The organism is Nocardioides baekrokdamisoli (assembly GCF_003945325.1).
Taxonomy (GTDB): Bacteria; Actinomycetota; Actinomycetes; order Propionibacteriales; family Nocardioidaceae; genus Nocardioides; species Nocardioides baekrokdamisoli.
Genome location: NZ_AP019307.1, coordinates 347,612 through 363,179 on the forward strand (window position 1 = coordinate 347,612; position 15,568 = coordinate 363,179).

The 15,568-nt window shown below is 67.6% G+C and carries 19 protein-coding genes and 1 tRNA gene; 3 read left to right on the plus strand and 17 right to left on the minus strand.

Annotated elements, in window-relative coordinates:
* Positions 1 to 10: 10 nt before the first annotated feature.
* Genes gcvH through KCTC_RS01610 form a run of 7 tightly spaced genes read right to left on the minus strand, consistent with a single transcriptional unit; the run spans position 11 to position 5,217 of the window.
* A complete protein-coding gene (gcvH, locus tag KCTC_RS01580; protein ID WP_125566138.1) occupies positions 11 to 403 on the minus strand; it encodes a glycine cleavage system protein GcvH in 393 nt (130 codons plus the stop codon).
* 35 nt (positions 404 to 438) lie between these two features.
* Positions 439 to 1,083 (minus strand): DUF881 domain-containing protein, encoded by a 645-nt coding sequence (locus tag KCTC_RS01585; protein ID WP_164512428.1) that lies wholly within the window; start codon positions 1,081 to 1,083, stop codon positions 439 to 441.
* Between the two features lie 46 nt (positions 1,084 to 1,129).
* On the minus strand, positions 1,130 to 1,462 hold the full coding sequence (locus KCTC_RS01590) for a small basic family protein (protein ID WP_125566142.1): 333 nt from the start codon (positions 1,460 to 1,462) through the stop codon (positions 1,130 to 1,132).
* A complete protein-coding gene (locus tag KCTC_RS01595) occupies positions 1,459 to 2,229 on the minus strand; it encodes a DUF881 domain-containing protein (protein WP_164512429.1) in 771 nt (256 codons plus the stop codon). The genes KCTC_RS01590 and KCTC_RS01595 overlap by 4 nt, the downstream gene beginning before the upstream one ends.
* A gap of 37 nt (positions 2,230 to 2,266) precedes the next feature.
* The gene (locus KCTC_RS01600; protein WP_125566146.1) at positions 2,267 to 2,866 is read right to left on the minus strand and encodes a CDP-alcohol phosphatidyltransferase family protein; all 600 of its coding nucleotides are present in this window, start codon (positions 2,864 to 2,866) and stop codon (positions 2,267 to 2,269) included.
* A 9-nt stretch (positions 2,867 to 2,875) separates the two neighbouring features.
* Positions 2,876 to 3,922: a hemolysin family protein gene (locus KCTC_RS01605; protein ID WP_125566148.1), complete on the minus strand. Its 1,047-nt coding sequence runs from the start codon at positions 3,920 to 3,922 to the stop codon at positions 2,876 to 2,878.
* A complete protein-coding gene (locus KCTC_RS01610; RefSeq protein ID WP_125566150.1) occupies positions 3,919 to 5,217 on the minus strand; it encodes a hemolysin family protein in 1,299 nt (432 codons plus the stop codon). The genes KCTC_RS01605 and KCTC_RS01610 overlap by 4 nt, the downstream gene beginning before the upstream one ends.
* A gap of 195 nt (positions 5,218 to 5,412) precedes the next feature.
* On the opposite strand from KCTC_RS01610, the gene KCTC_RS01615 reads away from it, so the two are divergent.
* The 3 genes from KCTC_RS01615 (at position 5,413) to KCTC_RS01625 (ending at position 7,948) form a co-directional block, all read left to right on the plus strand.
* A tRNA-Pro gene (locus KCTC_RS01615) sits at positions 5,413 to 5,486 on the plus strand.
* A gap of 131 nt (positions 5,487 to 5,617) precedes the next feature.
* On the plus strand, positions 5,618 to 7,516 hold the full coding sequence (locus tag KCTC_RS01620) for a neutral/alkaline non-lysosomal ceramidase N-terminal domain-containing protein (protein ID WP_125566152.1): 1,899 nt from the start codon (positions 5,618 to 5,620) through the stop codon (positions 7,514 to 7,516).
* A gap of 9 nt (positions 7,517 to 7,525) precedes the next feature.
* Complete coding sequence (locus KCTC_RS01625) at positions 7,526 to 7,948, plus strand: hypothetical protein (protein WP_125566153.1); 423 nt, start codon at positions 7,526 to 7,528, stop codon at positions 7,946 to 7,948.
* Between the two features lie 19 nt (positions 7,949 to 7,967).
* Here KCTC_RS01625 and der read toward each other — a convergent pair whose 3' ends face one another.
* Genes der through KCTC_RS01675 form a run of 10 tightly spaced genes read right to left on the minus strand, consistent with a single transcriptional unit; the run spans position 7,968 to position 15,492 of the window.
* Positions 7,968 to 9,302, minus strand: coding sequence for a ribosome biogenesis GTPase Der (gene der, locus KCTC_RS01630; protein ID WP_125566155.1), 1,335 nt, complete (start codon positions 9,300 to 9,302; stop codon positions 7,968 to 7,970).
* Positions 9,302 to 9,967: a lysophospholipid acyltransferase family protein gene (locus KCTC_RS01635; protein WP_125566157.1), complete on the minus strand. Its 666-nt coding sequence runs from the start codon at positions 9,965 to 9,967 to the stop codon at positions 9,302 to 9,304. The genes der and KCTC_RS01635 overlap by 1 nt, the downstream gene beginning before the upstream one ends.
* Positions 9,964 to 10,629: a (d)CMP kinase gene (cmk, locus tag KCTC_RS01640; protein WP_125566159.1), complete on the minus strand. Its 666-nt coding sequence runs from the start codon at positions 10,627 to 10,629 to the stop codon at positions 9,964 to 9,966. Before cmk ends, KCTC_RS01635 begins: the two co-directional genes overlap by 4 nt.
* 11 nt (positions 10,630 to 10,640) lie before the next feature.
* Entirely contained in the window at positions 10,641 to 11,708 is a 1,068-nt protein-coding gene (locus KCTC_RS01645; protein ID WP_125566161.1) for a prephenate dehydrogenase, read from the minus strand.
* Complete coding sequence (gene aroH / locus KCTC_RS01650; protein ID WP_125566163.1) at positions 11,701 to 12,102, minus strand: chorismate mutase; 402 nt, start codon at positions 12,100 to 12,102, stop codon at positions 11,701 to 11,703. The genes KCTC_RS01645 and aroH overlap by 8 nt, the downstream gene beginning before the upstream one ends.
* 47 nt (positions 12,103 to 12,149) lie before the next feature.
* Positions 12,150 to 12,899, minus strand: a complete 750-nt coding sequence (locus KCTC_RS01655; RefSeq protein WP_125566165.1) for a pseudouridine synthase — start codon at positions 12,897 to 12,899, stop codon at positions 12,150 to 12,152.
* A complete protein-coding gene (gene scpB / locus KCTC_RS01660; RefSeq protein WP_125566167.1) occupies positions 12,892 to 13,488 on the minus strand; it encodes an SMC-Scp complex subunit ScpB in 597 nt (198 codons plus the stop codon). Before scpB ends, KCTC_RS01655 begins: the two co-directional genes overlap by 8 nt.
* Positions 13,485 to 14,348 (minus strand): segregation and condensation protein A, encoded by an 864-nt coding sequence (locus tag KCTC_RS01665; RefSeq protein ID WP_125566169.1) that lies wholly within the window; start codon positions 14,346 to 14,348, stop codon positions 13,485 to 13,487. Before KCTC_RS01665 ends, scpB begins: the two co-directional genes overlap by 4 nt.
* Entirely contained in the window at positions 14,348 to 14,692 is a 345-nt protein-coding gene (locus tag KCTC_RS01670; protein ID WP_125566170.1) for a hypothetical protein, read from the minus strand. Before KCTC_RS01670 ends, KCTC_RS01665 begins: the two co-directional genes overlap by 1 nt.
* On the minus strand, positions 14,674 to 15,492 hold the full coding sequence (locus KCTC_RS01675) for a ParA family protein (protein WP_231998876.1): 819 nt from the start codon (positions 15,490 to 15,492) through the stop codon (positions 14,674 to 14,676). Before KCTC_RS01675 ends, KCTC_RS01670 begins: the two co-directional genes overlap by 19 nt.
* Positions 15,493 to 15,568 lie beyond the last annotated feature (76 nt).

Consider the following 15,568-nt stretch of genomic DNA (forward strand, 5'->3'; position numbering starts at 1 on the left):
ACCTATCAGGTCACTGTCCGAGAGTCGCCTCGTACGCGGCGGCGTCGAGCAGGCCGTCGACCTCGGCGGCGCTCGACGGAACGACCTCGAACAACCAACCGGCGCCGTAGGGGTCCGTGTTGAGCAGTTCCGGCTGACCATCGAGGTCGGCGTTGACCGCGACCACGTCGCCGGACACCGGCGCGTACACGTCCGAGACCGACTTCGTCGACTCGAGCTCGCCCACCGAGGAGCCGGCCGCCACGGTGTCCCCCACCCGCGGCAACGAGGCGTACACGATGTCGCCGAGCGCGTCCTGCGCGAAGTCGGTGATCCCGACACGGACCGAACCGGCGGTCTCGCCCGGCTGACGAACCCACTCGTGCTCGGCGGTGTAGCGCAGGTCGGCGGGGATCGAGGTCACGTGAACTCCTAGGGGGATCGAAGGTTGGGATGAGGCTATCGGGTGACGACTGGACGTACGAGAACCTGGGGCTTCTGGGCCACGTCGACTGTCGCTCCGTTGGGATTGCCCTGCACGTCGTGCTCGAGGATGTACTCGGGTCCACGCGCAAAGGTCACGGCACCGGCGAGCGTGGTCGGGTCACCGATGGCCGTGAGGACGTACGGGGAATGGAGCTGGACCCCGTCAACCGTGATCCCGGCACCCGTGGCGTCAATGGCCGTGTCAGCCACCACGCGTACACGATCATTGAACGACATCGCCTCGACACCGGCAGACCGAAGTTCCTCGATCAGGTCCAGGACGGAGGCGGTCGCGACACCGTTGTCAGGGTCGGTGATGGTGATCGCGATCCCCGGGCCCTGGGCCGGAACCGTACCCGCGAGGATCTTCAGGTCCGACAGCTGTTTGTCGGCCTGGGCGAGGGCTGCCTGCCGGTCGCTGGTGTTCTGCTGGAGATGCAGTCGCGTCTGCTCGAGCTGGGTGATCTGACTCTGCACGCGCTCGGACGTCGCCGACAACGCACTCAGCAGGTCCACGAGGTCCTGCTCCCGGTAAGCCGAGTAGTTGGTGTCGTCGCTGTTCGTACGCACCTGGGTGACCGCGGCGAAGCCCAGGACCGCCAGCAGCACGGCGATCACGGCCTGCCCCCTCTTGCCGCGGAACAGGATCGATCGCTTTGGCCCGTCAGGCATGGAAGATGTGCCGTCTGATCGCCGCGACGTTGGAGAAGATCCGGATGCCGAGGACGACGATGACGCCGGTCGACAACTGGCCGCCGACCCCGAGCTTGTCGCCCATGAACACGATGCCTGCGGCAATCACGACGTTCGACACGAACGACACCGCGAAGACCTTGTCCGAGAAGATCTTGTCGAAGTGCGCACGCAGACCACCGCACACCGCATCGAGAGCCGCCACCACGGCGATCGGGAGGTACGGCTGCAGTCCGACCGGCACCTGCGGCTGGAAGATGAGCCCCAGCACGATGCCCACGAGGAGGCCGATGCCTGCGATCACTGCTGGTCCTTCCCCGAGGGCTTGGCGTAACTCAACGTAAGCATGCCCGATGACCCTGCAGGAACGGTGACACTGCCGGGGTACGCCTCCGAATAGGTGAATCCGAACGTCGAGGCGCCGGACCGGAAGGTGCCCCCACTCACCGTCGCCGACCACGTCCCGACCGCAGGGCCGACCGCCGTCACGACGTAGGGCGAACTGAGTGAGACACCGTTGAGCCGGATCACAGACCCCGAATTGCGCATCGCGCTCCGCGTACTCAATCTCTCCCCGTTGATCGATATCGCCTTCGCGCCCGCGATCCACAGGGCGTTGACCAGCGCCCGAAGGTCGGAGTCCTGGACCTGTCCCCCGGAGGAACCCCCATCGGTCACGGTGACCTGGATACCGGTCCCGCTCACCGGCGCCGAGCCGGCTTGCGCGCCCAGGTTGTTCAGATCGCCAAGCGCGGCGCGCCACTGCCCGTCCACCCGGCCGTAGGCATTCGTCGCGGACGACGTGGACGCCTGCAGGAGGGACAACCGTCGCCCTTCGTCGTTCAGCGCCGCCTTGGCCGCGGTGACGCGCGCGATCAGGTCGTCCTTGTCGGTCCGCTGAAGCGCTGCGCTCCGCGACGTCTGCACGAACGCGATGGTGCCCAGGATCCCCGCCAGAGCCACCACCGTTGCGATCACGGTACGTCGCCGGCCGGGCGGTGCCTGGCTCGGACCGCGGGCCGCCACCACTTCGTAATCGGCGTCGAGCGACTGCTCCGTGATCAGGGTCAAGAGCGGAACCGCTGCCCGCGCGCGGGCTGTCGCCCGGTCAGGCAACGCGCCGCCCTCGACGTGGTGACGGGACGGACCGGATCAGCGAGGCGACCTGGCGGGCGTAGATGATCCCGACCCACCAGTAGAGCCCGACGCCCCACAACGTGAACGCCCAGGCGAAGGTCCGGGCGATCTCGTGCACCGCACCGTGTCCGTTGGCGAGCAACAGCAACGGGAAGGCGTACAACAGATTGAACGTCGCTGCCTTGCCGAGGTAGTGCACCGGCAGCGAGGACACCCGGCGGGAGCGCAACAACGGGACGAGCGTCCACAGGAACACGTCGCGGAGCAGCACCATGGCGGCAAGCCAGGCCGGGATCGAGTGATTCGCCCACAGCGTGACGGCGGCGGCGAGGATGAAGAGGCGATCCACGATCGGATCGAGGAGCTCTCCGATCCGGGTCACGTTGCCGGTACGCCGGGCCAGCCAGCCGTCGAAGAAGTCAGTCGCACCTGCGACGACCAGGACGCCGAGTGCGTACAGATGCCGCTGATGGCTCAGGACGAGCCAGACGAAGATCGGGATCGTGAGCAGCCGGACGACTGTCAACGTGTTCGGGAGCGACCAGCCGGAGCGAGGCTGCGTGGTCACCATGGAAGCCAATTAAAGACCCTCCTCGGCGTGTGCCGCATCGCGGATCTCGCCGACCAGTTCCTCGATGACATCCTCGAGTGTGATGACGCCGAGCGTGTCGCCGTCGGTGCTGACGACGCGTGCCATGTGGGCTCCGTCGCGGCGAAGTATGGCCAGTGCGTCATGCAACTGCTCGCCCACACCCACCACGGCGAACGGCCGGATCCAGTGGGCATCCAAGGTGCGGGTCCGCTGGTCCTCGTCGCCGAGCGCGTCCTTGATGTGGAGGTATCCCACAAGGTCACCACTACGGGCGATGACCGGGAACCGGCTGAATCCGGTCGCGGCGCACGCTGCTTCGACGTCGGCTCCGGTCGCGTCCTGCGCCACGGTCGTGAGGCCCTCGACAGGCAGGAGGATCTGGTCCACAGACTTCTCCGTGAAGCCCAACGCTCCGGCGAGGCGGTCGTACTCGTCGTTCTCCAACAGTCCCTCTCCGTGACTCTCGGTGACCATGGCCTCGATCTCGGCCAGTGTGTACGCCGAGTGCGTCTCGGTCCTCGGCTCGATCCTGAAGAGCCACAGGGTGGCCCCGGCCGCGGCATTGAGCACCACGATCAGCGGACGCAGCATTCGCGCCAGGGCGTACACCGCCGGGACCAGGATGACCGCAGTTCGCTGCGGGCCCGCGAGCGCGAGATTCTTCGGAACCATCTCCCCCAGGACCACATGGCACGCAGCCACGACGGCGAGAGCCAGGGCGTACGCCACCGGTTCAGCCACCGCGTCGTTGATCCGGACGGCGTGAAGCAACGGATGCAGGGCGGCCGCGGCACCGGGCTCGGCGATGGCACCCAGGAGCACGGAGCAGAGCGTCACTCCCAGCTGGATCGCGGCGATCATCGGCGGCATGTTCTCCATCGCCTGCAAGGTCCGCTCGGCGCGTCGCGAGCCACGTTGGGCCAACGGCTCGATCTGCGAGCGACGGGTTGCCACCAAGCCGAACTCAGCCGCCACGAAAACGGCGTTCCCGGCGATCAGCAGGACCGCGACGACGAGGAGCACGAACGGATTCATGACTCCTCCCGCAGTTCGATCTGATCGATCCGCAGGCCGTCCATGGCACGGACCCGGAGATGGGCGGTACCCGAGTCCGTCTCGACCGTCACGTCGTCACCGACGGCCGGGATCTCGCCAGCGAGCCACAGCACCAGCCCAGCGACTGTGTCGTAGTCCTCGTGCTCCGGGAGCGCGATCCCGGTCAGGTCCTCGACCTCGTCGGGGCGGAGAAGTCCGGAGACGGTCCAACGGCCGTCACGCTGCTGCTGGGCACTGGTGTCGGTCGGGTCGTGCTCGTCGGCGATCGCGCCCACGATCTCCTCGATCACGTCCTCCATGGTGACGATGCCCGCCTGGTCGCCGTACTCGTCGGCGACGACTGCCATCTGCATGCCCTGCCGACGGAGCAGTTGGAGCAAGGGATCCAGGCGGAGAGAGTCCGGTACCACCACGGGCCGCGCCATCAGGTTCCGTACGCGCGCGTTCGGCCGTTCGTGCACCGGCAACGCCACCGCGTTCTTCACGTGCACGGTGCCGACCACCTGACCGTCGTCATCCAGCACCGGGAAGCGCGAGTGTCCGGTCGCGCGGGTCAGCTCGATGACGGCCTCGGCGCGGTCCGACTCGTGGAGGCTGGCGGTGCGTACCCGCGGGGTCATGATCTCCCCCGCCGTACGACTGGCGAACTCCACCGACCGCTCCATCAACTCGGCCGTGTCCGCATCCAGGGTCCCCTGGTTGGCGCTGTGCTGGATCAGGGACGTCAGCTCGCCGGAACTGCGAGCACTGCGCAGTTCCTCCTGTGGTTCGGCACCCAGCTTGCGTACGGCTGCGTTCGCGAGCGCGTTGAGCCCGTTGATCGGCCACCGGGTCACCTTCGTCCACGCGCGCAACAGGCCTTGTGTCCCCCGCGCGACCTCGGCCGGGCGGGCAAGTGCGATGTTCTTCGGCACCAACTCGCCGTAGATCATGGTGATGATCGATGCTCCCACCAGCGACACGGCGAGCGAGACGACGTTGGCCAGATGGTGGTTGAGCTCGCCGAGCGCCGGATGCAGCAGCTTTTCGACCGCGGGCTCCGCCAGAAAGCCGATCCCCAGGTTGGTCAGCGTGATCCCGAGCTGAGCGCCCGACAGGTGCGTGGAGAGCGACGACAACGCAGTCACCACGCCCGCAGCCCGCCGGTCCCCTGCCTCTGCCTGTTGTTCGATCAGGACACGGTCCACCGTGACCAGCGCGAACTCAGCAGCGACGAAGATGCCGCACGCGAGGATCAGCAGCACGCTCCCGGCGAGCAGCGCAGCGGTGGTCATGAGGGGGCTCCGTACGCCCGATGATCGCCGTCCATTTGGGCACCACCATACCGACTCGGCGCAGCCGGATTCCGGAGGTTGGAGCCCGGGCTCGTCTGACATATCTGGCCGCCGCGGGGAGGCGCCCACTGGGCCACCGATATGTCAGACGAGCCCTCCTTGCGATAGCGTTCTCGAGCCTCCTCCGGGAGGCATCGGGCTGTGGCGCAGTTTGGTAGCGCACTTGACTGGGGGTCAAGGGGCCGCAGGTTCAAATCCTGTCAGCCCGACCGATGTACGAGCCCCTCCGGCCAGCGTTCTCGCAGGTCAGAGGGGCTCGTTCGTTCCCTGCGTCCTGTGGCCTCGCCGAGAGGCGAGGCGGCCTGAGTGTTGATCGCGAACCGTACGTGAGAATGCACCGGTGAGCCGAACGCGTTTTGTCGTTGATCTGCCAGCCCCCGCCGCCGCCGCGGCACCCGTCGTCGGCGGCGGGCTGCTGGCCGGCGTGGCCGAAGCAGACATCACGCCACCTCCGGGCATGCCCAAGGCCGGCCATTCGAAGAACGCGGTCGACGGGGACGGCTTCCGCACCCGGTTGCGGGTACGCGCCTTCCACCTGGCACACGGGGACACCAGCATCGTGCTACTCGCCTGTGACCTGCTGGCGGGCTCGGCGTACGTCCATCGCGAGGTTGCTCTCCGGATCGCGGACCTGGGGATCCCGGCTTCGGGTCTCTTCATGGCCGTGACGCACACGCATGCCGGGCCCGGGCAGTACAGCGGCAGCGACATGTACAACATCTGGGCGGCGAACCGACCCGGTTTCGACCCGGCGTACACGAACTTCCTGATCGACCAGATTGTCGACGTCGTACGCCGGGCGGTCACCTCGCGCCGACCCGCGCGGGCAGCGTTCGGGACCACCGAGGTCTGGGGCGCGACCCGGAATCGCTCCCACGGCGCCCACGTACGCAACGACAACGTGATCGATAAGCGCACGGACCTGCAGCGGCCCTACAGCACCATCGATCCCGACCTCAGGGTCCTCAGGATCGACGACGCCGAAGGCCCGATCGGCGTCCTCGCCTGGTTCGCGATCCACGGGACCGGCATCCGACCTGCCGAGCCGGCCTATCACGCTGACCACTGGGCGTATCTCAACGACGAGCTCGCCGCCGGCATCCAGGCACAGACCGGAATCCGGCCAGTTGCCGGCTCGGTCGTAGCAGCACACGGCGACATGACGCCCGCGGTCCGGCCCGGCATGACGGTGTATCCCGAGGCGGAGCGTGTCGGTCGACTGATCGGTGCGGCTGGTGCGCGCCTGCACGCAGATCTGGCGGACCAGTTGACCGACGACTTCCCAATTGCCGCCGGACTCCGTGAGATCGACCTGGCTGCTCGTCCGTCCTACGACGGCGTCGTACTCCCTGCACCGAGGGTCGGTTTCCCGAAAGCCGCAGGCGCCCAGGAGAACCTGACGGCGGTGATCGCCCAGGTGCCGCCGTTCAAGGCTGGCTCGACCAGGCTGCGGCCTCATCCCGACCAGGGCGAGAAGCGCATGGTCGGGGTGATCGATCCATTGCACGCGCTGCTCGTGGCCCCCGATCACGCCTTCCCGGAGATCCTGCCCATCCATCTCCTCCGACTGGGACCGGCGGCTGTGGTCGGCCTACCTTTCGAGGTCACGGTGGAGGCTGGCCGACGGATCTCCGAGGCCGTGGGTGCGGAGCTTGCCGACGGCCCTACCACCTTCATCTCCTCCCTGGTCGACGACCACTGCGACTACCTGACGACGCGCGAGGAGTACGCCGCCCAGTACTACGAGGGCGCGAGCACGCTGTTCGGACCTGACCAGACCCGGTGGGTCCAGGCTGCGGCCACGGCCGTGGCGGCCGACCTGGCGCAGCACGGACGGGTCGAGGACGTACTGCCACGGCACTTCGACTTCGGCATCAGGACGTACGTGCCGCGACCGAACGGTGCACCGATTGATCGTCGTCCTGGAGCCGCCGAGTTCCGGGAATCCACGGCGACTGACGACGCCCACTGGCGGATGGGCTGGAGCGACGTACCTCCCGCCGACCTGCACTGGCACGAACCTCTGGTGCGCGTGGAGGCCGAACAACCCGACGGCTCATGGGTCCAGGTTGCCGACGACCAAGGGGTACGCATGGGCGTCAGCCACGTGCAGCGACGCAGTCGGCACGAGTACGCGGTCAGCTGGTACCAACCGCCGCTCGGGCGTCCCGGGCGGCACCGATTCGTGCTGCTGGCGAACGCCGGTCAGCCCGAGGTCTTCGGGCCACCGTTCGATTAGGCTCCGCCCATGTCGTTGCCCCGCCCGCTCGCGTACGCCCTTGCCCCGCTGCTCCTGGCCGGCCTGGTGGCATGCGGTTCTTCGAAGGCCGCACCGTCGGTGAAGGACGCCGCGTTGGCATTCCAGACGGCGCTGCTGAACGACGACCCAGCCGGCGCATGCAGCCACATCGACCCGGCGTTCGTCACCGCGCAGATCGCCAAGGCAGGACCCCTGCTCAAGGGCAAGGACTGCACGACGCTGTTCACGACCGTGCTGACGCTCGCGAAGTCGACCGGTCAACCGATCCGCCCCGCGAAGGACATCACGGTCCTCTCCCAGACGTCCGACACCGCGTCCGTGCGCATCACCGACGCGACCGGAAACGTTCAGATCAGTACCTGGAAGCTCGAGAACGGCGGCTGGAAGGTCACCGCGACCGGAGCCAACTGAGCGCGGCTCCCGGCCTCGCTCACGTCCTCTTGCGCTTCTCGCGTACGCGCTGCTGCAGCACGATAGGCGTACCCACGAAGCCGAACTCCTCACGCAGCCGGCGCTCGATGTAACGCTCGTACGCCGCATCGAGTTTGCCGCTGGTGAAGAGCACGAACGTCGGCGGCGCCGTCGACGGCTGAGTGGCGTACACGATGCGTGGCTGCTTGCCACCGCGGACCGGGTGCGGGTGCTCCGCGACGAGGCGGCCGAGGAAGGTGTTGAGCGCGCCGGTGCCGATGCGGGTCTCCCACCCCTCCAACGCCTTCTCGAGCGCGGGGACCAGACGGTCCACGTGCCAGCCCGTACGCGCGGTGATGTTGATCCGCGGAGCCCACTGGACCTGGACGAGCTCCTGCTCCAACTCACGCTCGAGGAACGACCGACGGTCCTCGTCCACCAGGTCCCACTTGTTGATCGCGACCACGAGTGCCCGGCCGGCCTCGCGAGTCTGCTGCAAGATCCGGATGTCCTGCTCGGAGACCTTCTGGCCGCCGTCCAGGACGAGGACGCAGACCTCGGCCCGGTCGATCGCGCCGGACGTACGCAGAGAGGCGTAGTACTCGAAGCCGGAGGCCTCCTTGACGCGCTTGCGGATCCCGGCCGTGTCGATCAGGAGCCAGTCCTGGCCGCCCAGCGTCACCACCTCGTCGACGGGGTCGACGGTGGTGCCCGCGACGCTGTCGACGACGACGCGGTCGGAGCCTGCCAGCTTGTTGAGGAGCGAGGACTTGCCGACGTTGGGACGGCCGACCAGGGCGATCCGGCGCAGACCGCTGGGTTCGACATCGTCGATCTCAGGTGTCTCCGGCAGCGCGGCCAGGATCGCGTCCAGGAGGTCACCCGAGCCACGGCCGTGCAGGCCGCTGACCGGGTACGGCTCGCCCAGCCCCAGTTGCCACAGGGAGGCCGCTTCGCCCTCCTGACGCAGGTCGTCGACCTTGTTGGCAGCCAGAAGCACCGGCTTGTCGGAGCGACGGAGGATCCTCACGACCGCTTCGTCGGAGTCCGTGATGCCGACGGTTGCGTCGACCACGAAGAGCACGGCGTCGGCCAGGCCCACGGCGATCTCGGCCTGCGCCGCGATCGAGCCGCCCAGGCCCTTGGCGTCGGGGTCCCAACCGCCGGTGTCGACCAACTGGAAGGACCGGCCGTTCCAGTCGGCGTCGTAGAAGACGCGGTCACGGGTCACGCCCGGGACGTCCTGGACGACAGCCTCACGGCGACCGATGATCCTGTTGACCAGGGTCGACTTGCCGACGTTGGGACGTCCCACCACGGCAAGGATGGGCAGGCGGGTGTCTTGGGTCGTCATCAGGCGGCTCCTCGGTCGGTCAGGATGAGTCCGGTCTCGGCCTCGGCTTCTTTGAGCGCAGTCCGCAGGTGTTCCTGGATCTGGTCGCTCACGTCCGCGACGTGAGCGCGTCGACGCGGCCACATCTCGGCGTCGAACTGGATGGGTTCTCCGAACCACATGTCGATGCGGGCGCCACGGGGCGGGGCGTCCTCACGGCTCAGGTGGATGGCCTTCGTACCGAAGGAGATCACGGGTACGACCGGCGCACCGCTGACCAGGGCGAAGTACCCGACGCCGTGAGCGAATGTGTCGAAGAGACCGTTGTCCCGTGCGCCCTCGGGGTAGATCCCGAGCACGCGTCCGGCCTTGAGGACCTCGAGGCCCATCCGGACCGCGCGGGCGTCCGGCGTGTGGCGTACGACCGGAATCTGACCGGCCCAGTTGAGGAACCTGCCGGTCTTACCGACGTACATCTCGGACTTCGTGAGCGCATGCACCGGACGCGGCGCCAGGGTCGCGAGCAGCGGCCCGTCGATGACGTCGACGTGGTTGCCCGCCAGGATCAGCGGTCCGTCGCACACACGGTCCTCGTGGTGCAGCCGGATGTCCCAGCGATGGCGCATCAACCGGCGGACGAGGGGCCTGGCTCTGCGCATCCCGGTTTCCGAGGCGAGATCGGTCATCGCCGCAACCCCGCGACCAGATCGAGAACCTGCGCGACGACCGCGTCGAGGGTGAGGAACGTGCTGTCGATCGTCACTGCACCATCCGCCTGCACCAGCGGAGCCGTCGCGCGGGTCGAATCGATCGCATCCCGGGCAGCCAGGCTGGCCTCGGTGGCAGCGACATCGGCGCTGCCCTCCTCCAGCGTCCGGCGCGCAGCGCGGGCCGCCGGATCGGCGGTCAGGTAGAGCTTGAGATCGGCTGCCGGCCACACCACGGACCCGATGTCCCGGCCCTCGACGACGATCCCCCGGGGCGCCCCGATGATCGCCTCTCGCTGCATCTGGACCATGCGCGTACGCACTGCGGGAACCCGGGCGACCAGGGACACGTGGGCGTTGACCTCGTCGGTCCGGATCGGCTCACTGACGTCATCGCCGTCGAGCAGGATCCACGGCGTCAACGGGTCCGTGCCGACCTCGATCCGCGACAGGGAGGCCTTCTCGGCCACCGCTGCCTCCGACGACGTGTCGACTCCGTGACTCAGCATCCACCACGTCTCCGCGCGGTACATCGAGCCAGTGTCGAGGTAGGCCAGGCCCAAGGCATCGGCGACGCGTCGCGACGTGCTCGACTTGCCTGATCCGCTGGTGCCGTCGACAGCGATCACCAAGGGCCTCATGGGCCCTGATGCTATCGGTGAGCGGGCCAGCCACTCCCATTCAGAGCCTCGAGCACGGCCTCGGCACTCGACTCCTCGACCCAGATGTGTACGGACCCGACGGGTCGCTCCGGTTCGTGGTCGATGCGTACGTCCTCGATGTTGACGCCCAACTCGGCCGCGTCGGCGAACAGCCGGGCCAACTCACCCTGCCGGTCCTGCACGGTGACCCAGAGTTCGGCGAGCGTACGCGCAGGGCCGCCGTGCTTGGCAGGGATGCGACCGACACCGTCGTTGCCCGCCGCCAGGATCTGTTGGATCGCGCCGATGTCGCCTCCTCGAAGCGCATCGATCACGTGGGCGAGATCCCGACGCGCTCGGGTGAGGAACTCGATCAGCGGCTCCGGGTTGTTGGTCAGGATCTGGCTGTACAGCTCAGCAGAACCGCCCGCGACCCGAGTGACATCGCGAACGCCCGGCCCACTGAGCTCGACATGGCGATCGGGTGCGTCCACGAGGCCACCAGCGACCACGGCCGCCATCAGGTGCGGAAGGTGCGAGATCCGGGCGACGGCCTCGTCATGGTCCTCGGGGTCGAACCGCTTCGGTACGGCCCCGACAAGACGCGCCAGAGCTTCGACGAGCAGGATCGCTTCTGGGTCGGAGCCGACGTGCGGGGCCACCGCCCACGGCCGTCCTTCGAAGAGGTCCGCGGTGGCCGACAACGGACCGGAACGCTCCGTACCTGCCATCGGATGGCTGCCCACGTAGCGGGCAACGTCGATGTGATCGGCGACCGCCTTGAGCGGCGCCATCTTCACGCTGCCGACGTCGGTGACGACCGCATCGGTCTCGTCGAGGGCACGGCGGATCGTCTCCCCCAGGTACGTCGGCGGCACGGCGACGACCACCAACTCCGGAAGATCGTCGGCCGTCCGGGGCCGACCGGCTCCGAGACCGCTGGCGGTGCGGAGGTGATCGGGGTTGACGTCGGTCAGCAGCACCTCGACGCCCTGGCGCCTGAGCGCCAGGCCGAGCGACGCGCCCAACAGACCGACGCCGATGATCTCGACCGGCCCGGTGAGGAGGGTGTCAGGCATCAGTGCCGTCAGTGTTCTCATCGTCGGTGTGCACGTTCGTCAGGTCGCGGCGCAGGTGCGCGGCGCCGTGCAGGTAGACGTGGGTCACGTCCGCCTTGGACCGGTCAGTCTCAACGTGAGCGAGCAGCCGGATCACCCGGGGCATCGACCCCTCGATGTCGAGCTCGCGGGCACACAACAGTGGCACGTCGGTGAAGCCGATCTGGCGGGCCGCATACGCCGGGAAGGCGCTGGTCAGATCGTCAGTCGACGTGAAGATGATCGAGATGAAGTCATCGAGGGACAGGTCGTTGGAAGTCATCACCTCGCGGACCAGCTCCTCGGTGCGACCGAGCACCTGCTCACGCTCGTCGACCTCAATCTGAGTGGCGCCCCGAACGGCACGTACGGCCACGATCTCTCCTCCTGAACGACTGGACCACAGGCTAGTCGGCGCGACTGTCAGAGCCCGCCGGTGTCCAGCAACGTCCCGACTTCCTCGGCACCGAGTTCGCGGACCTGACCAGGCTTGAGATTGCCGAGGGCGAGGTCGCCGATCTTCGTCCGCGCCAGCTGCCGGACCGGGTGGCCGACTTCTGCGAGCAGACGACGGACGATGCGGTTGCGGCCCTCGTGGATGACCAGCTCGATGATCGACTGCTCGCTGCGCGCATCGAGGATCTTGGCGTGGCGTACGTCCACCGCGCGATCCTCGATCACGACGCCTTCCTGCAACTGCTTGATGATCCTCGGCCAGACGTGGCCCTTGACATGCGCGACGTACGTCTTCTCCATCTCGTACGACGGGTGCGCCAACCGTTGGGCCAGATCGCCGTCGTTGGTCAGGATGATCAGCCCGCTGGTGTCGGTGTCGAGTCGACCGACGTGGAACAGCCTCTCCGGACGGTCCTCGACATAGTCCTGAAGTGTCGGACGACCCTCCGGGTCGCTCATCGTCGAGACCACTCCGCGCGGCTTGTGCAGCAGCAGGTAGACCTTGTCCGACACGGGCGGCAACCGCTTCCCCTTGACGCGGATCAGGTCGGTCACGGGGTTGACCTTCGTCCCGAGCCTCGTCACCACCTCACCGTTCACGGTCACCTGCTCGCCGAGCATCAGTTCCTCGCTGTGACGCCGGCTGGCGACGCCTGCGAGCGCGAGCAACTTCTGCAGGCGGATCAGACCCTCATCATCGACGGGGATGTCACGCATCGATGTTCTCCTCGACGCCGAGTGCGTCCTCCATGTCGGCCAGGTCCGGAAGGTACGGAGCCAGCTCAGGCAATTCGTCGAGCGATGAAATGCCGATGCGCTCCAGGAAGTACGACGTCGTGCGATACAGGTGCGCGCCACTGATGTCGTCGGTGCCCGCCTCCTCCACCAACGCGCGGGACAGCAACGTACGCATCACGCCGTCCACGTTCACGCCGCGAATCGCGCTGATCCGGGACCGTGACACCGGCTGCTTGTACGCAACGACGGCCAGCGTCTCGAGCGCCGCCTGCGTGAGCCGGGCAGTCTGGCCCTCGAGCACGAAGCCCTCCACGACGGCGGCGTACTGCTCACGTGTGTAGTAGCGCCAACCGCCGGCGACCTGACGTAGTTCGAAGCCCCGGCCGGTCTCGTCGTACTCCGCCTGCAATGCCTTGAGGTTCTCGATGACAGCCTCGACCGGATGCCCGACGGCCGTGGCCAGAGTCATTGCGTCCAGGGGCTCGTCGGCCACCATCAGGACTGCTTCGAGCGCCGGCTGGAGTTCGGCCAGGGGGATGTCGAGTGCTGTCTGGGTGTCGGCCGTCATGCGGGGTCTCCTTCAGCTGCGGGCGGCAGCACGGGCTGCCCGTCGAATTCGTCGGTGATCAGTTCGTCGATGAGCGCGTCGCTGTCCGTGGTCTCATCGCCGGTCCAGCGAACGGTCAACTCCCCCAGCGGGGTGAGCTGGTCGAACGCAACCGCCCCTTCGCGGAACAGTTCGAGAAGACTGAGGAAGCGCGCCACCGTGGTGAGGGTGTCGGGAGAGTCGCTCACCAACGACCGGAAGGTCGAGGCGCCGTTGCGGCGGAGCCGCTCGATGACGATGATCGCCTGTTCCTTGACGCTGACCGCGGGTGCGTGGATGTGCTGCAGGTTCATCTCCGGCGGTCCGGGCTTCGGCTCCATGGCCTTGGCAGCCAGAGCGGCGAACTGGTCCAGGCCGATCCCGATGAGCACTTCCGGCAGCAGGTTCGCGAACCGCGGTTCCAACTGGACCGAGCGCGGATGACGGCCCTGCTCGTCGGCCATCTTCTGGGCGAGCATCGCGGCAACGTCCTTGAACGCGCGGTACTGCAGCAGACGCGCGAACAGGAGATCACGCGCCTCCAGCAGAGCGAGGTCCTCCTCGTCGTCCACGTCCCCCTGGGGCAGCAGCCGCGCCGCCTTCAGGTCGAGCAGGGTGGCAGCCACCACCAGGAAGTTCGACGTCTGCTCGAGGTCCCAGTCGTCCCCTGCAGCCCTCACCTGAGCGATGAACTCGTCGGTCACCTTGGCGAGAGCGACCTCGGTGATGTCGAGCTTGTGCTTCGCGATCAGGCTCAGCAGAAGATCGAACGGTCCCTCGAAGTTGTCGAGGCGTACGGCGAACCCACGATCGACCTCAGCGCCGGCCTCGGCGGTGGTCATCAGGACGTACGCAGCCGCTCGGCGATCTGGGACGCATCTCCGTGCTCGGCGAGGTCACCCAGGATGATCGCGAGGGCCTCGCGTACGACGCGGCCACGGTCCACCGCGGAGCCGGTGATCTTGCGCAGCGTCAGCCGAGCGTGCTCCAACTCGAGCAACTCATCCGAGGTCAGATAGACCGTCATCTTCTCGTCGTGGCGTACCCGGCCACTCGGCTGCTTCTTCGCGGGCTCGGCTTCGGCTTTCGGAGCGGGTACGGCGCGTGGGCCACTGACTTCGGCGGGATCCGACGTCGGCCGGAACAGGTCGTCGGCCGCCGGAAGGGCTACGCGTCGCGCTGCCATCGAGCGAGCACCTCCCGGGCGAGCTGGCGGTACGCCTCGGCGCCCGTGCTGGTCGAGGCATACTCGGTGATCGGCTCGCCGACCACGGTGGCGTCGGAGAACTTCACCGTCCGGCGGATGACCGTGTGGAAGACCATGTCGCCCCACGCCTGGACGAGGCGCTCCATGACCTCGCGCGAGTGCAGCGTACGGCCGTCGAACATCGTGCCGAGCAGACCGCTGATCTTCAAGCCTGGGTTCAGGCGCTGCTGGACCTTGTCGATGGTGCTCTTGAGCAGTGCGACGCCGCGCAGCGCGAAGTACTCGCACTCCAGCGGCACGATCACCTCGTGGCTCGCGGTGAGCGCATTGACGGTGAGCAGGCCCAGCGACGGCTGACAGTCGATCAGGATGACGTCGTACGCGGCGAGCGCCGGCTGCAACACCCGCGCGAGGGTCTGCTCACGACCCACCTCGTGCACGAGCTGGACCTCGGCGGCGCTGAGTTCGATGTTGGCAGGCAGCAGGTCGACACCCTTGACACCCGAGTCGACGATGACCTCGTCCAGCGTGACGGTCGAGTCCATCAGCAGGTTGTAGATGGACATCTCCATCTCGTGCGGGTTGAGCCCGAGCCCGACCGACAGGGACCCCTGGGGATCGAAGTCGACGAGCAGCACCTTGCGGCCGTACTCCGCCAGGGAAGCTCCCAGGTTGATCGTCGTGGTGGTCTTCCCCACGCCGCCCTTCTGGTTGCACATCGCGATCACCCGCGCGCCGCCGTGGCGCTCCAGCGGGGTCGGTTCCGGAATGACCGGCATCGGTCGTCCGGTCGGCCCCAGTTCGGCGCGTTCAGCAGTGATGCTCACGACTCTCCCCTTGCGTTTGCACATGTCG

Excerpts from the sequence above, each read along its gene's own strand:
- KCTC_RS01600 (WP_125566146.1), bottom strand. The coding sequence starts at position 2,866 with ATGGTGACCACGCAGCCTCGCTCCGGCTGGTCGCTCCCGAACACGTTG.
- KCTC_RS01605 (WP_125566148.1), bottom strand. The coding sequence starts at position 3,922 with ATGAATCCGTTCGTGCTCCTCGTCGTCGCGGTCCTGCTGATCGCCGGG.
- KCTC_RS01610 (WP_125566150.1), bottom strand. The coding sequence starts at position 5,217 with ATGACCACCGCTGCGCTGCTCGCCGGGAGCGTGCTGCTGATCCTCGCG.
- KCTC_RS01625 (WP_125566153.1), top strand. The coding sequence starts at position 7,526 with ATGTCGTTGCCCCGCCCGCTCGCGTACGCCCTTGCCCCGCTGCTCCTG.
- der (WP_125566155.1), bottom strand. The coding sequence starts at position 9,302 with ATGACGACCCAAGACACCCGCCTGCCCATCCTTGCCGTGGTGGGACGT.
- KCTC_RS01635 (WP_125566157.1), bottom strand. The coding sequence starts at position 9,967 with ATGACCGATCTCGCCTCGGAAACCGGGATGCGCAGAGCCAGGCCCCTC.
- cmk (WP_125566159.1), bottom strand. The coding sequence starts at position 10,629 with ATGAGGCCCTTGGTGATCGCTGTCGACGGCACCAGCGGATCAGGCAAG.
- KCTC_RS01645 (WP_125566161.1), bottom strand. The coding sequence starts at position 11,708 with ATGCCTGACACCCTCCTCACCGGGCCGGTCGAGATCATCGGCGTCGGT.
- KCTC_RS01655 (WP_125566165.1), bottom strand. The coding sequence starts at position 12,899 with ATGCGTGACATCCCCGTCGATGATGAGGGTCTGATCCGCCTGCAGAAG.
- scpB (WP_125566167.1), bottom strand. The coding sequence starts at position 13,488 with ATGACGGCCGACACCCAGACAGCACTCGACATCCCCCTGGCCGAACTC.
- KCTC_RS01665 (WP_125566169.1), bottom strand. The coding sequence starts at position 14,348 with ATGACCACCGCCGAGGCCGGCGCTGAGGTCGATCGTGGGTTCGCCGTA.
- KCTC_RS01670 (WP_125566170.1), bottom strand. The coding sequence starts at position 14,692 with ATGGCAGCGCGACGCGTAGCCCTTCCGGCGGCCGACGACCTGTTCCGG.
- KCTC_RS01675 (WP_231998876.1), bottom strand. The coding sequence starts at position 15,492 with ATGCCGGTCATTCCGGAACCGACCCCGCTGGAGCGCCACGGCGGCGCG.